This is a genomic window from Mesorhizobium sp. Cs1321R2N1 (assembly GCF_037179725.1).
Lineage (GTDB): Bacteria > Pseudomonadota > Alphaproteobacteria > Rhizobiales > Rhizobiaceae > Mesorhizobium > Mesorhizobium salmacidum.
On the sequence record NZ_JAPYKP010000160.1, the window covers coordinates 1 to 14,249 of the forward strand.

Here is a 14,249-nt window from a genome sequence, read left to right on the forward strand (position 1 = left end):
GCATGGACTGCCCGGCAGAGCGTTACGTACCCTCAACGCGGCCCTATGCCGGCCTGCCTGATCTCGATTATCCGTTTCACGACAAGGCCGTCACCGTCACCACCTGCGGCCGCATCTGCTATAACAGAAAGAAGATCAATCTCAGCCTCGTCTTCGCCGGCCAGACCGTCGGCATCAAACAGGTCGAGGATCACATCTGGCTGGCCAGCTTCATGGACTACGATTTGGGATATTTCGACGATGAGACATGCAGGCTCGAACCACTCCAAAACCCGTTCGGGCCAAAAGTGTTACCCATGTCTCCGGTATAAACCGTAACCCATGTGTCCGGAACGGACCCCGCAGAAAACTGGCGCACCCGACAGGATTCGAACCTGTGACCTCTGCCTTCGGAGGGCAGCGCTCTATCCAGCTGAGCTACGGGTGCTTTCAGGACGAGGAGTCCGGAAAACGAACCAGCCGGTGAACCGGCAAGTCACGGCTTCTTAGCGGAAGCGGGCGCGGGCTTCAACGGGCAATTGAGGATTGGAGATTTCCCCTCCTAAGGCGAGGACCTTGCCGCGTATGGCGCTCGCCTCTCCGTGTCCGCTTCGCCGAGTCACCTTGCCGGGCGAGCCACGGGTCTCGCCCGTCCCTCGGAACTCCCGCTCCGCGGGGGGGCGAGAAACCCCGAGCCTTTCCGAGGGCGCCGCGGCCCGCTTCTTGCGGTCAATCCGCGCTGTCCCCCCGCTGCCAGCCCCGCTCTTCACCGTCCGCCGCGCGCGCGTCGCACCGGCAAAGTATGACGTTCCCCCCGCCAGCCACCTCCCCTAGTATTTCCAAGGTAAGTCGCGCATAATGGGCCCGGCCTTCCTGCGGGACAGAGTCCCTCGGAACGCCGGGAGGAACCGAGGATGGCCGTTGTGCTCGTACTCGTTCTGATTGTCGTCGGCTCGGTGCTGTTCCATGTGCTGAGCCCTTGGTGGTGGACGCCGATAGCCTCCAACTGGGGCTATATCGACAGCACTCTCGTCATCACATTCTGGATCACCGGGACGGTCTTTTCCGCTGTCGTGCTGTTCATGGCATATTGCGTGTACCGCTTCCGGCACAAGGAAGGGCTAAAGGCGCACTACGAGCCCGAAAGCAGGAAGCTCGAATCCTGGCTGACCGTGGTCACCGCTGTCGGCGTCGCGGCATTGCTGGCGCCTGGGCTGTTCGTGTGGAGCCAGTTCGTCACCGTTCCCAAGGACGCGACCGAGATCGAGGTCGTTGCGCAGCAATGGCAATGGAGCTTCCGCTTGCCTGGCGCGGACGGCAAGCTTGGCACCTCGAACGCCCGGCTCATCGGTTCCGAGAACCCGCTTGGCATCAACCCGCAGGACCCGAACGGTCAGGACGATGTCGTCGTCGTGGCGACCGATCTGCATCTGCCGATCGGCAAGCCGGTCAAGGTGTTGCTGCGCTCGATCGACGTGCTGCACGATTTCTACGTGCCGGAGTTCCGCGCCAAGATGGACATGGTTCCCGGCACGGTCACCTATTTCTGGTTCACCCCCACCAAGACAGGGAGTTTCGAGGTTCTTTGCGCCGAGCTTTGCGGCGTCGGTCACGCCTTCATGCGTGGCGTCGTGAAGGTCGACACCCCAGAGGATTATCTGGCCTGGCTGCAGCAGCAGTCGACCTTTGCCCAGATGTCGGCACCCGCCAAGGTGGGCGTGCTTGCCGCACCGGCGGCGGCACAGGCGAAGGCGGAGTAAGGCATTGATGAAACCGGCCCCTAGGAGGACCGGAAGAGCGGAGAGGTTCAGGGATGGTTGACGTCACGCCTCATGGAGCAGACTTCATTCCGGCCGCGGAAGTGGCGGAGGTGGAACTCTATCACCCGCACAGCTGGTGGACGAGATACGTCTTTTCACAAGACGCCAAGGTCATCGCCATCCAATATGCCGGCACGGCGCTGTCCATCGGGCTCGTCGCGCTGGTGCTGTCCTGGCTGATGCGCCTGAAGCTTGGTTTTCCCGACACTTTCGCGTCCATCTCGCCGGACATGTATTATCAATTCATGACCATGCACGGCATGATCATGGTGATCTACCTCCTGACCGCGCTGTTCCTTGGCGGCTTCGGCAATTACCTCATTCCGTTGATGGTCGGCGCACGCGACATGGTGTTCCCCTATGTCAACATGCTGAGCTACTGGATCTATCTGCTTGCCGTTCTGGTGCTCGTCGGCAGCTTCTTTGCGCCGGGGGGGCCGACAGGCGCCGGTTGGACGCTCTATCCGCCGCAGGCCATTACCTCGGGCACGCCCGGCGGACAGGATTGGGGCATCATCCTGATGCTCGTGTCGCTGATCCTGTTCATCATCGGTTTCACCATGGGCGGCCTCAACTATGTGGTGACCGTGCTTCAGGGTCGCACGCGCGGCATGACGCTGATGCGCCTGCCGCTGACCGTCTGGGGTATTTTCACCGCCACGGTCATGGCGCTGCTGGCCTTCCCGGCGCTCTTCGTCGCCTGCGTCATGATGCTGTTCGACCGCGCGATCGGCTCGAGCTTCTTCATGCCGGCGATCGTGGAAATGGGCGCCAACCCACTGCCGCACGATGGCGGCAGCCCGATCATGTTCCAGCACCTGTTCTGGTTCTTCGGCCATCCTGAAGTCTACATCGTGGCGCTGCCCGCCTTCGGCATCGTCTCCGACCTCATCAGCACGCATGCGCGCAAGAACATCTTCGGCTATCGCATGATGGTGTGGGCGATTGTCAGCATCGGCGCGCTCTCCTTCGTCGTCTGGGCGCACCACATGTATGTCTCGGGCATGCATCCCTATTTCGGCTTCTTCTTCGCCACGACCACGCTGATCATCGCCATCCCCACCGCCATCAAGGTCTACAATTGGGTGCTGACATTGTGGCGCGGCGACATCCACCTGACCATCCCGATGCTGTTCGCGCTCTCGTTCATCGTCACCTTCGTCAATGGCGGGCTGACCGGGCTGTTCCTCGGCAATGTGGTGGTCGACGTGCCGCTGTCGGATACGATGTTCGTCGTCGCGCATTTTCACATGGTGATGGGCGTGGCGCCCATCATGGTGGTATTCGGTGCGATCTATCATTGGTACCCCAAGATCACCGGCCGGATGCTCAACGAGGCGATGGGCCGCTTCCACTTCTGGGTGACCTTCATCGGTACCTACCTGATCTTCTTCCCGATGCACTATGTCGGGCTGGTCGGCGTGCCGCGCCGCTATCCCGAACTCGGCGATACGGCCTTCGTCCCGCCTTCGGTGCATACGCTGAACGCGTTCATCACCGTGGCCGCGCTGGTCGTCGGCTTCGCCCAAATGGTGTTCCTGTTCAACCTGCTGTGGAGCATTCGCCATGGGCGGCCGGCAGGCGACAATCCGTGGCGGGCGACGACGCTCGAGTGGCAGACGGCCGGCACGCCGCCGCCGCACGGCAATTTCGGCAAGGAGCTGCCGGTGGTCTACCGCTGGGCCTATGACTATAGCGTGCCCGGCGCGCCGGAAGACTTCATTGCACAGAACGATCCGCGCCCATTGACGCAAGGCGGCCCCGCATGATCGTGATCCTGATCTTGCTGTCCGCCGTAACCGGCGTTGTCGGCTGGTGGCTGTCGCGCCAGCGGCTGATGTCCAAGCCGTGGCTCGAGGCCGGGCCGGTCACGGCGTTTCCGCAGACGGAAGCATCGCTCATGCATCCGGCCAAGATCGGGCTCGGCGTGTTCCTTGCCGTGGTCGGCGCGCTGTTCGCGCTCATGATCAGCGCCTATGTCATGCGCATGGACTATGCCGACTGGCAGGCCGCTCCAGCCCCGAAGCTGCTGTGGCTCAACACCGCCATGCTGGTGCTGGCGAGCTTGGCGCTGCAAGGCGCGGTGTCTGCCGCGCACAAAGCCCGACTGGACAATCTCCGGCTCGCCCTTCTCGCCGGCGCCCTGGCATCGGTGGCTTTCCTGGCCGGGCAATTGCTCGCCTGGCGCGATTTCGCCGCCGAAGGCTATTTCGCGACAGAGAACCCGGCCGCCAGCTTCTTCTATCTGCTGACCGCGATGCACGGCCTTCACATCATCGGCGGATTGGTGGCGCTCGGCCGGGTCAATGTGCGCGCATGGCAAGGCGCCCGGTCCGGAAGCCTCGTTCTGTCGACCGAGCTCTGCGCGATATACTGGCACATCCTGCTTGCCGTCTGGCTGGTGCTTTTCTGCGTACTCATGGGCTGGGCGGACAACGTGATCGACATCTGCCGGGGGCTCTTGACCTAGACGGCCGCGCGACGGGCCGTACCGAAGGAGGAAATGCTCATGGCCGAGACCACGCTGGAATACGCCGCACCGGTCGCTCCGCGGCCGCCGGGCCTGCGCGGCATCGCGGCCGATTGGTCGTCCGACCAGAGGGCGTTCAAGAACGTCTCCTGGGGCAAGGCGATGATGTGGATCTTCCTGCTCAGCGACACTTTCATCTTTGGCTGCTTCCTGTTGTCCTACATGACCGCGCGCATGTCGACGACGGTGCCTTGGCCCAACCCGAGCGAGGTTTTCGCGCTGCATCTGTTCGGCAGCGACATTCCGCTGATCCTGATCGCGATCATGACCTTCGTACTGATCTCGTCGAGCGGCACGATGGCGATGGCGGTCAATTTCGGCTACCGGCACGATCGCCGGAAGACGGCGGTGCTGATGCTCGTCACCGCCGCGCTCGGCGCGACGTTCGTCGGCATGCAGGCGTTCGAATGGACGAAGCTCATCACCGAGGGCGTGCGGCCCTGGGGAAATCCCTGGGGCGCCGTGCAATTCGGTTCATCCTTCTTCATGATCACCGGGTTCCACGGCACCCATGTCACCATCGGAGTGATCTTCCTTTTGATCACCGCGCGCAAGGTGTGGCGCGGCGACTTCGAAGCCGGCGCGCGCGGGTTCTTCACCAGCCGGCGCGGCCAGTACGAGAGCGTCGAGATCATGGGGCTCTACTGGCACTTCGTCGACCTGGTGTGGGTGTTCATCTTCGCATTCTTCTATCTTTGGTGAGGTGGAGCGATGGCACAGGCAGAAGCGCGCGAACACGGGCTGCAAGGACACGCCGCTCCCGCCCAGGCGGTGGGGCACGCGGAAGGCCAGCAGCACCCGATCAGGCTTTATCTCGTCGTCTGGGGCTGGCTGTTCGTCCTCAGCGCCGGCTCCTACAGCATCGACTATTTCGGCCTCCAGGGCTATCTCAGATGGGGGCTCATCCTCACCTTCATGATGCTCAAGGCAGGGCTGATCGTCGCCGTATTCATGCACATGGCCTGGGAGCGGCTGGCGCTTGCCTATGCGATCCTGGTGCCGCCGCTGCTGATCCTGGTGTTCGTGTGGATCATGGTGCTCGAGTCCGGCTACACCGAGCTGACCCGTGTCCTGTCATTCAGCATGGGGCAATAGACGGCTCGCCGGATCGCGTTTCTTCGTTGACAGGGAAAATGACGGGAGGACAATGGTTGCCACGTTCTCAGACGCGTCCCACCTCCAACAGAAAGGCGCCTACGATGACGATCGCAAGGAAACTCCAGGACTATATTGCCGGCAAGGGCATCGCCTACGATACCGTTGCCCACCACCGAACCTCGACCAGCAGCCAGACGGCGCAGGCAGCGCATGTTCCGGGCCGGCGACTCGCCAAATCGGTGCTGGTCCATCACGAGATGGGCTATGCGCTGGCGGTGGTTCCGAGCAGCCACCGGGTCGAGTTCAATACGTTGCAGGACGTGGTCGACAGACGGCTTGGCCTCGCTTCCGAAGATGAAATCGGCGAGGTGTTCAGCGACTGCGACATTGGCGCCGTGCCGCCCTTGGGCGCCGCCTATGGCGTGCCGGTCATTCTCGACGAAAGCTTTGGCGCGGAAGACGATGTCTATTTCGAAGCCGGCGATCACAAGACGCTGGTGCATGTCACGGGCGGCGACTTCCGCAATCTGCTGAGGGATGCGCGGGTCGCTCGCTTCAGCCATCCGGCGTGAACCAGAAGCGCCCGCCTCTTTACAGGGTGGGCGCCTCTCCTTCGTCGGGCAATCGGCGGCAAGGCGAAGCCGGCCTCTATTTTGTGCATGTCGTTGCCGCGTCACCTTTGCGCGCATGCATTGGGCAAGTCGGGTCAGCGTCCTTTGCGTGTTTTTGTCTTGGCTGGGGCAGGAGCAGGGGCTGGCGCCGGTTCGATCAGCTTGCGGTAAAGGTGCCAGGTCGAATGGCCGAGCACGGGCAGGACCACGGCCAGCCCGACGAGCAGCGGCAGCGAGCCGAGACCCAGCGCAACGGCGACAATGAGACCCCACAGCAGCAGCGGCACGGGGTTCGTCATGACCGCTCGCGCCGAAGTCTCGACAGCCGCGTAGGCGCCGATGTCGCGGTCGAGCAGCAGCGGGAAGGCGACGACCGTGGTGCTGAGCACGACAAGGGCAAACAGAAAGCCAATGAGGTTGCCCAGAATGATCAGCGTCCAGCCGCGCTGCGTGGTCAGCACATCTGCGATAAAGCTGAAGAACGATGCCGGCGCGGCGTCGCCATAGAGGTACCCATAGAGCGCGCGCGCGGTCACCAGCCAGGCGATGAACAGCACCACCAGCATCACCCCGAGAGCGGCGATAGCCGGCATGGCGGGCGATTTTCGGACGTCGAAGGCATGTCGCCACGACGCGTCGAGTTGCTGTTCGCGCCGGCGGCTGATCTCGTAGAGGCCAAGCGCTGCGAAGGGGCCCAGAAGCGCGAAGCCGGTCATCAGTGGGTAGACGAGCTGAAGCGCGTTGCCGCCGGAGCTCCAGGTGATCAGCACGATACCGGCAACCGGATAGATCAGGCATAAAAAGACGTAGTGCGAGGGTTTTTCCCAAAAATCGTCAAATCCCCGGCGAAGCGCGTCAAAAACATCCGCAACCCCTATCCGGCGGATAGCGGGATGTTCGAGCTTGCTGCCGGTGCCTGCTGCGTAGACATGGAAATTTGCCATGACCATTCCTCCAGGATCGGGCCCGGTTCGGTCGCGGCTTTCGGTGCTGCCGTCTGCGTGACTGGCCACGCGAAACCGCGACCTGCACCGCCGGGATCATAGCATTGTTCCCAGGCCTTGTCGCGTTCGGCGGCCCGGTCTGCAACCTAAATACGGCGTGATGCGTTACCCTGCGCGGCATTGTAGCGCGTGGCGTCGAAAAGGAGCCATGCAACCCGCTAATTTTAGCCTTATGCATGTCGCTGTCCCAAAACCAAGGTTACTTTCGGGCGAAATGCGATAGCATCCACGGCGCCGACAGCGCCGATTTGAGGGAGGAGAATGCCATGAGACTGACCGCGGCCCTTCTTGCAATTTCATTTATCGCGACCATTCCGGCCTTTGCAGCGGGCGATGCCGATGCCGGCAAGAAGATCTTCACCAAATGCATGGTCTGCCATGAAGCGGCGACCGACAAGGACAAGATCGGTCCCTCCTTGCACGGCGTCATCGGCCGGAAGGCAGGTTCGCTGCCGAGCTTCCAGGCCAAATATTCCGACGCGATGAAGAAGGCGGGTGCAGGCGGCCTGGTCTGGGACGAGGCCAATATCGCTGAATACATCAAGTCGCCGAAGACAAAGGTGCCCGGCAACAAGATGCCCTTCGCCGGGCTCCCGAACGATGCCGACATCGCCAATGTGATCGCCTACCTGGAAGCCGCCGCCAAGCAGTAGAGGGCGGCGCCGGCGGAACTGGGATGCCTGAGCCTTGACTCGGAGGCGGGTGATGCTTGCCGAGCCGCGGCGAGTTTATGCCAGAGTCATGCGAAAGTTGCCGCACCCGAGGCGATCAGGGCGGACCCTTTCGAAAGACCTCCCAACACTCCCCGATGCCCCAATGTTCCGTTCTTACGCGGGGCGAAGCGCGCGCGCAGCCTCAGACACAATTCAGAAATAAACCAGAAAAATTCCAGAAATCGTGCGGGCGTAGAATTAGCTGAAGAGGGTTTCATCGGCTGCCGCACCCGCGGCACTTGTTCGGATTGGCGACAAGCGATGCAAAGGTTCTCGATCAGCTTGATGAGTGCGTTGCTCGGCGTTTCGCTCGCCACCAGTCCGGTCGAAGCTGGCGAGGCAAAGGTTGCGGCGACCCGAACCGAGCGCTGCACCAATCTCAGCCGCCAAGTTGACGAAGCCCTCGAAACCCATGCCGCGTCAAGGCAGGTCACCGCGGCGAAGGCACTGCAAAGAAAGGGAAACCGGTTCTGCGCCAACAAGAAGCAGGCACAGGGAATCCGAATGCTCGCAAACGCCGTGAAGCTGCTTGGCGTGACGCCGATCGATCCCGATGCAGTGAAAACCGACCTGCATAGCAAGGAGAAAAAACCATGAAAAAGTCCCTTCTCTCCGCCCTCGGTCTCGCTGTTGCTCTGGCTTTGTCGATGCCGGTTCCCGGCACCGCCGCCGCCACCAAGACGACCGCTCCAGCTGCGACCGCAACGACCACGATGACCAAGACAGCAACGGCTGCGAAGCCGCACCGGAAGGCTTGCAAGCCGACCAAGAAGCACAAGTGCCCGGTAAAGCACAAGAAACACACCGCGAAGACCGCGGCGTCGAAAAAAGCGTATTAACACCGCCATGCCATGAGAAGGCTGTTCCATTTGCATTCGGTTGGGGCGGCCTTTTCCATGGTGGCCGACGCGGAGCGGCCCATTGGCTCTCCGGCTGCTCCGGTGGACGCCCTTTGCGAGTTGCTCACGGCGCTTCCTGGGCCGATTCGTCAAAGGCCAAGAAACAACTGCATCCGGTTCCGTTGAACCTCCCGATTTTGCACTTAGACCGGGATCGTAGTAACCCGCCCGGCGTTGAGAGGCGGCCTAGCCCACAGAAGTCCAAATGACCCGCATCGCAACCTTCAACGTTAACGGCGTCAACGGCCGCCTGCCCGTGCTGCTCAAGTGGCTGGATGAAACCGCGTACGACATCGTCTGCCTTCAAGAGCTCAAGACATCCGACGACAAGTTCCCCGCCGACGCGATCAGGGGCGTCGGTTACGGCGCAATCTGGCATGGCCAGAAATCTTACAACGGGGTAGCTATTCTCGCTCGGGAGGCCGAACCACTAGAACGTCGACGCGGGCTGCCCGGGGATCCAGACGATACGCACAGCCGCTACATCGAGGCCGAGGTGAATGGGCTTATTGCGGGTTGTCTCTATTTGCCCAACGGCAACCCCGCGCCAGGTCCAAAATTCGACTACAAGCTCCGCTGGTTCGATCGCTTGATCAGCTACGGCCAGCGGCTGCTCAGAGACGGCGCCATGAGCATTCTCTGCGGCGACTATAACGTCGTTCCGACCGCAATCGACGCCGTGGTGCCCCGACGGTGGCTAGGGGACGCGGTGTACTTTCCGGAGAGCCGGCAAGCCTACGCCGAAATGCTTGGGAATGGTTGGATAGACGCCGTCCGCCGCATCCACCCCGAGAAGGGCATTTACACCTACTGGAACTTCTCATACCGCGGTGGTTACGATCGAAGCTCCGGCCTTCGAATGGACCATCTGCTCGTGAGCCCTTCCCTTTCGAACAAACTCCGCAATGCCGGCGTGGACGTCGACTTGCGCGGCTGGGAGAAGCCAAGCGACCATGCGCCAGCTTGGATCGAGCTCGATTGAGTACTAAGGCAATTCCAGGAAAAGTGCGCTGCGCGCCACCACCCTCACGCTCCCGCCGGGCTCTTCACCGGCCGCCGTGCGCGCGTCGCCCGCTTCGCCTTCTTCGCACTCGCCAGCTCATGCATCGCATCGAGCTGCATCTGCTGCATCTCGGCCAGCCGCGTCCATTGGCGCGAGATGAGGTAGTCGAGCTTTTCGTGCAGGTGGCGCACTTCGAGCTCGGCCTTGAGGTTGACGCGGTAGTCGTTGAAGGAGCGCAGGCGGTCCTTCACCTCCTGGCGCTTCTGGCTCATCATGATGATCGGCGCCTGGATGGCGGCGATGCAGGAGAGCAGCAGGTTGAGCAGGATGAAGGGGTAGGGATCGAAGGCGCCGGTCGTGCCCTCGAACAGGTTGATGCCGATCCACACCAGAAGCACGCTGCCGAACGAGATCAAGAACCACCAGCTGCCGCCAAAGGCGGCCATGCCGTCGGACACGCGGTCGGCGAACGTCCGGTGCTCCTCGAATTCTTCTTCACTGTTTTCCGAAATCGTGTCTTGCCGGGCGATCGATTCCACCACCTGGCGGTCGAGCTCGGAGAATTCGCCGTGCTCCTGCTGCAGCAGCTCCTCCATGTAGCGCATGCGATAGCGGCCGAGCTCCTCGCGGCTGATGCGCGCGCCCTTGGGTAGGTCCGGGTGGTCCGCATGGATGCGGTCGGCGAGGCTCGGGCGCAGCGTGTCGATGCGCACAAGGTCGCGCTTGCGGAACTTGCGGCCTGAGATCGCCGACGGCTTTTTCTTCGGCTTCAGCCGCGATGCGCCGGGGCCTGATGGCTCGGAGTCCGGCACTTCTGGCGTGTCGAAATGCTCGTCGGAAACCTCGTGCAAATCCTCCTGCGTGGTCGGCGACTCGAAATACTCGCCGCCGCTGTCGTTCTCATTGTCGGCCGACTTCTGCTCGGATGCCTTGGGAACGGTGCTCATGATGGGCTCCTGCTGTCGTGCTTGGTTTAGAATACGCCATGGCGGAGGGGCATATCCACTGTCGGATTTCGCAGCCTATGCCACGTCTTCCGCACGATTGCGTGACAGTCGCAAGACGATAGCCGGCTGCGGGTCTTTGGATGACGAAGAGATGGGGAGGCCCCTCACCTCACTGCTGTTCGGCGAACATCAGCCTGGTCTTGGTGTCGGCCATGGTGGGCGACAGGCTGCGCTGGATCAGCGCTTCGACATGGTCGTTGCGCTGGCGGGCGCTGTCGGCGCCCATCACCACCACGATCAGTTGGCGGCCGTCGGCATCGTAGGAGGTGACGATGTTGAAACCGGAAGCCCTGATGTAGCCGGTCTTGATGCCGTTGACGCCGCGCACGCGGCCGAGCATGTCGTTGTGGCCGCGCACCAGCCTGCCGCGGAACATGAAGTCGCTTTCGGAGAAATAGTGGAAATGCTGCGGGAAGCGCCGCTGCAACGACATGCCGAGCACCGCCATGTCGTGCGCGGTCGTCATCTGGCCGTCGTCGGGCAGGCCCGACGCATTGCGGAAGGTGGTGCTGCTCATGCCGAGCTGGCGCGCCTTGGATGTCATCATGGCGGCGAACTGGTCTTCCGAGCCGCCAAGATATTCGCCCACCGCCACCGCCACGTCATTGGCCGATTTGACGACGATGGCGCGGATGGCGGAATCGACGTCGATCGTCTCGCCGCGCCGGAAACGCATCTTGGTCGGCGGCTGCGAGGCTGCGTGGTCGGAAACCGGGATCTGCGTCTCCTTGGTGACGCGGCCGGTCTCCATCGCCTCGAACAGCAGATAGAGCGTCATCATCTTGGTCAGCGAGGCCGGATAGCGCTGCGCCGTCGAGTTAACCTCGAACAGCTGCTTGCCGCTCCGTCCATCGACGACGATGGCCGCGTATTTCTGCGGCGGCGCCGGCACGGCCAGCACGGAGTCCGGCGGGGTTATGGTCGAGCAGCCGGCAGCCATGGCCGCCAGGGTGAGGACAGCCAGGATTTTCTGGAGGAGCGGAAAGAGACGCGGGAAGGACAAGGGCTGAACTGTTCTGACGATGCTGTTGCTGAGATAAGGCGAAGCTAACGTAACGCGGCGGATGCGTCCATTTGGTTAATGGCGGTCGGCGCTGGGAATGTCGAGTGCCGGCGGGGCCTGATTTCCTCGCCCCTGCCGAAGGCGAGGAACTCAAGCTCTTCTTTCGCCGCCCCGAAATCGCCCCGTTTTCTGTCTTTCCTTGCCAAAGCCGCGTTTCCCGTGGGAAGGAGCGTGGCATCTGGGGCTTGGGGGCTTGCAAAATGGCTGACATTGGGGTTGGCGCCGCGCCGTCATTGATCAGGGCATCGCTCAGCCGCACCGGCAAATGGGCCGGCAGTATCGCCTTCATCGGCGGCGCCGTTTCCGACATCCTCAATCCGCTGGCGCCGTTCGCCGCCTACATCGCGCTGGTTGCCTCGATCGCGGCCGTCATCATCGCCATTGCCATCGTGCTCAGGCTCGTGCTGGCGGCCAAGGCTCTGCCGGCGCTGGTGTTCGCCACAAGTGCGGCGGCGGTTGCCGGCGGCGTCTACGCCGTGCAGAAGGAGACCAATTCGCAGAACGGCATCATCGCCGGCCTGGTGCCGGCGATCGCGCAACTGCAGCAGTCGATGGGCATCGTCGCCGAAAAGGTGGCGAAGATCGAGCAGACGGTCACGCAAACGCAGAAGACCGTCGAAGAGGTCAAGAAATCGACCGACACGGTTGCCCGGAAAACCGATCAGATCGCGTCCGCCCAGCAGCAGCAGACCGCGCAAGGGGTCGAGACGCAGCAGACCGTTGAAGCGGTCAAGCAGACCACGGAAACGCTCGCAGCCGGCCAAAAACAGCAAGTGGCCCAGGCCGAAAAGCTGCTGGCGACGACCGAGCAGATCGCCGCCTCGATCGACACGATCGCAAAGGGGTTTGCCACCCTGGCCGCGCAAGGCGGCGCCATCGCCGAGCCGAAGCGGCCGGACGAGTTCTACCACAATGCCCGTGTCTATGAGCTGTCGGGCGACATGCTCAACGCGCGGCGCTCCTACCTCGCTTTTGCCGGCTTCGATGTCGATGCCATCGATCCCTACGCGCGCTTTGCCACGCTGCTCAGGGTCCAGGACGGCAAGGCCGGCGCCCGCGAAGTGTTCGGCCAACTGGCCGACAAGGGCAAGGCGCTGTCGATCAAGCTGGTGCACATCATGCAGTTCGACGATGCGCAGCGGCCCGATAAGCTCAGCGCCTTCATATCGGCCAATCCGGACTTCGCGCCGGCCTATTACCTCCAGGCGCAGGAGTTTTCGGAAGATCGGCTGGGCAGCCAGACGCTGGCCGACAAGCGCAGCGAAGCCCAGGCGCTGATCAAATTCGTCTCCTACGAAAAAGAAGGTGGGCTGCTCAAATATTTCGTCGACCAGACCCAGCTTGCCGACTGGCTGGAGCGCAGCCGCAGCCGGCTGGCGGCCCTTGGCGACGTGCTCGACCCCGCCCGCTTCGCGCCTTCGCTGACGCCGATGCGCTCCAACCAGGGCTGGTCGATGACGATTTCGCTGCCCGAGCCGGCGACCGCGATATCCTGGCGTCTTGGCGGCACCGGCCCCTTCACCGACACCGGCCTGCTGGCGCTCAACGACCAGCGCACCGGCAAGCCGATGCCCAATCCGAGTTTTGAATTGCCCGACAGCACGGCGGCGACCACGATCGGGATCAAATATCTCGACATCAGGGGACGCGAGACCGGCCCGTTCGACATCCGCTTCGATCCGGATGCCGCCCTGCAACAGGACAACAAGCAGATCCTCGACCAGTTCTGGACGTCGTGGATCGCCTTTGACGCCAGCGGCAATCATGGGCTGGTCTATTTCACGCAGATGCTGTCCTACCGCTGCGCCATCAAGGAGGTGCATTACAGCCTGAACGGCGCCACGCTCGACAAGGCGCTTCCCATGCCGCCTTGCAATGCCAAGGATCCCTACGCCATCCCCAGTGATTTCCGGCCCTATTTCAAGGTCGCCGACAGCGTGAAGTCGATGTCGGTGCAGGTGACCTATACCGACGGGACAAAATCGCCAGTACGGGACTACAAGCGGCAATAGGGCTGACACCTTCGGCGTGTAGGAAAGGGGGACGCAAATCTGATGCAAAATGCGCGCCCGCGCGCTTGCGCTGCGCGCCGAACGGGTTCTTCTTGGCACCCGTCAGATTCGGGTGAGAACGCCATGGATACAGTCACGATCAACGCCAGGGGCATTTCGGTTTCGCTCGACCTCACGGTCGGCCACATCGCCGACATGACAATCGAGAGCGGCGGGCGCCAATTGCGGCCACTGCACCGCGCACCCTGGGTCGACGCAAGCGAGACGCTGCCTCCAGACCTGCCGCAGGGCACGGTCCGGCTCTCTGGCGACTTTCTCTGCGCGCCGTTTTCGCGCAGCGATGTCGAGGAGGCGCCGCTGCATGGCTGGCCGGCCAACAGCGCCTGGGATGTGGCGGACAGCGGCGCCACGGATGGCGGCTGGCGCGCCATCTTCCGCCTGCGGCACAAGGTGATGGGCGCCAGCGTCGACAAGATTCTCACGCTGCGCGACGGCCATCCTTTCCTCTAT

At 62.6% G+C, this 14,249-nt stretch carries 14 protein-coding genes, 1 tRNA gene and 2 pseudogenes; 13 read left to right on the top strand and 4 right to left on the bottom strand.

Annotated elements, in window-relative coordinates:
• Positions 1-311, top strand: a pseudogene (locus O7A61_RS27530) (IS481 family transposase); the annotation flags it as partial.
• Between the two features lie 39 nt (positions 312-350).
• On the opposite strand, the gene O7A61_RS27535 reads toward O7A61_RS27530, so the two are convergent.
• Positions 351-427: transfer RNA gene (locus O7A61_RS27535), tRNA-Arg, on the bottom strand.
• A gap of 466 nt (positions 428-893) precedes the next feature.
• Here O7A61_RS27535 and O7A61_RS27540 point away from each other — a divergent pair.
• The 6 genes from O7A61_RS27540 (at position 894) to O7A61_RS27565 (ending at position 5,999) form a co-directional block, all read left to right on the top strand.
• Complete coding sequence (locus tag O7A61_RS27540; RefSeq protein ID WP_337132468.1) at positions 894-1,739, top strand: cytochrome c oxidase subunit II; 846 nt, start codon at positions 894-896, stop codon at positions 1,737-1,739.
• Between the two features lie 53 nt (positions 1,740-1,792).
• A complete protein-coding gene (locus O7A61_RS27545) occupies positions 1,793-3,568 on the top strand; it encodes a cbb3-type cytochrome c oxidase subunit I (RefSeq protein ID WP_027145447.1) in 1,776 nt (591 codons plus the stop codon).
• On the top strand, positions 3,565-4,269 hold the full coding sequence (locus O7A61_RS27550; protein ID WP_337132469.1) for a cytochrome c oxidase subunit 3: 705 nt from the start codon (positions 3,565-3,567) through the stop codon (positions 4,267-4,269). The genes O7A61_RS27545 and O7A61_RS27550 overlap by 4 nt, the downstream gene beginning before the upstream one ends.
• 39 nt (positions 4,270-4,308) lie before the next feature.
• Entirely contained in the window at positions 4,309-5,031 is a 723-nt protein-coding gene (locus O7A61_RS27555; RefSeq protein ID WP_337132470.1) for a heme-copper oxidase subunit III family protein, read from the top strand.
• A gap of 9 nt (positions 5,032-5,040) precedes the next feature.
• Positions 5,041-5,424, top strand: a complete 384-nt coding sequence (locus tag O7A61_RS27560) for a cytochrome C oxidase subunit IV family protein (RefSeq protein WP_337132471.1) — start codon at positions 5,041-5,043, stop codon at positions 5,422-5,424.
• A 104-nt stretch (positions 5,425-5,528) separates the two neighbouring features.
• Positions 5,529-5,999, top strand: coding sequence for an aminoacyl-tRNA deacylase (locus tag O7A61_RS27565; protein ID WP_027145443.1), 471 nt, complete (start codon positions 5,529-5,531; stop codon positions 5,997-5,999).
• Between the two features lie 134 nt (positions 6,000-6,133).
• On the opposite strand, the gene O7A61_RS27570 is transcribed toward O7A61_RS27565, so the two are convergent.
• The gene (locus O7A61_RS27570) at positions 6,134-6,982 is read right to left on the bottom strand and encodes a DUF2189 domain-containing protein (protein ID WP_337132472.1); all 849 of its coding nucleotides are present in this window, start codon (positions 6,980-6,982) and stop codon (positions 6,134-6,136) included.
• A gap of 326 nt (positions 6,983-7,308) precedes the next feature.
• On the opposite strand from O7A61_RS27570, the gene O7A61_RS27575 reads away from it, so the two are divergent.
• The 4 genes from O7A61_RS27575 (at position 7,309) to xth (ending at position 9,636) form a co-directional block, all read left to right on the top strand.
• Positions 7,309-7,695: a c-type cytochrome gene (locus O7A61_RS27575; RefSeq protein WP_337104738.1), complete on the top strand. Its 387-nt coding sequence runs from the start codon at positions 7,309-7,311 to the stop codon at positions 7,693-7,695.
• A gap of 321 nt (positions 7,696-8,016) precedes the next feature.
• Positions 8,017-8,352 (top strand): hypothetical protein, encoded by a 336-nt coding sequence (locus tag O7A61_RS27580; RefSeq protein WP_337132473.1) that lies wholly within the window; start codon positions 8,017-8,019, stop codon positions 8,350-8,352.
• A complete protein-coding gene (locus O7A61_RS27585; RefSeq protein ID WP_337132474.1) occupies positions 8,349-8,594 on the top strand; it encodes a hypothetical protein in 246 nt (81 codons plus the stop codon). The genes O7A61_RS27580 and O7A61_RS27585 overlap by 4 nt, the downstream gene beginning before the upstream one ends.
• A 265-nt stretch (positions 8,595-8,859) precedes the next feature.
• Positions 8,860-9,636 (top strand): exodeoxyribonuclease III, encoded by a 777-nt coding sequence (gene xth, locus O7A61_RS27590; protein WP_337132475.1) that lies wholly within the window; start codon positions 8,860-8,862, stop codon positions 9,634-9,636.
• Positions 9,637-9,680: 44 nt separating this feature from the next.
• Here xth and O7A61_RS27595 read toward each other — a convergent pair whose 3' ends face one another.
• Positions 9,681-10,604, bottom strand: coding sequence for a DUF1003 domain-containing protein (locus O7A61_RS27595; RefSeq protein ID WP_027145440.1), 924 nt, complete (start codon positions 10,602-10,604; stop codon positions 9,681-9,683).
• A 169-nt stretch (positions 10,605-10,773) separates the two neighbouring features.
• Positions 10,774-11,667 carry a D-alanyl-D-alanine carboxypeptidase family protein gene (locus O7A61_RS27600; protein WP_027145439.1) on the bottom strand — a complete coding sequence of 298 codons (894 nt, stop codon included), beginning with the start codon at positions 11,665-11,667 and terminating at the stop codon, positions 10,774-10,776.
• A gap of 260 nt (positions 11,668-11,927) precedes the next feature.
• Between O7A61_RS27600 and O7A61_RS27605 the strand changes: the two genes are divergently transcribed.
• Positions 11,928-13,739 carry a methyl-accepting chemotaxis protein gene (locus tag O7A61_RS27605; RefSeq protein ID WP_337132476.1) on the top strand — a complete coding sequence of 604 codons (1,812 nt, stop codon included), beginning with the start codon at positions 11,928-11,930 and terminating at the stop codon, positions 13,737-13,739.
• A gap of 123 nt (positions 13,740-13,862) precedes the next feature.
• Positions 13,863-14,249, top strand: a pseudogene (locus O7A61_RS27610) (hypothetical protein); the annotation flags it as partial.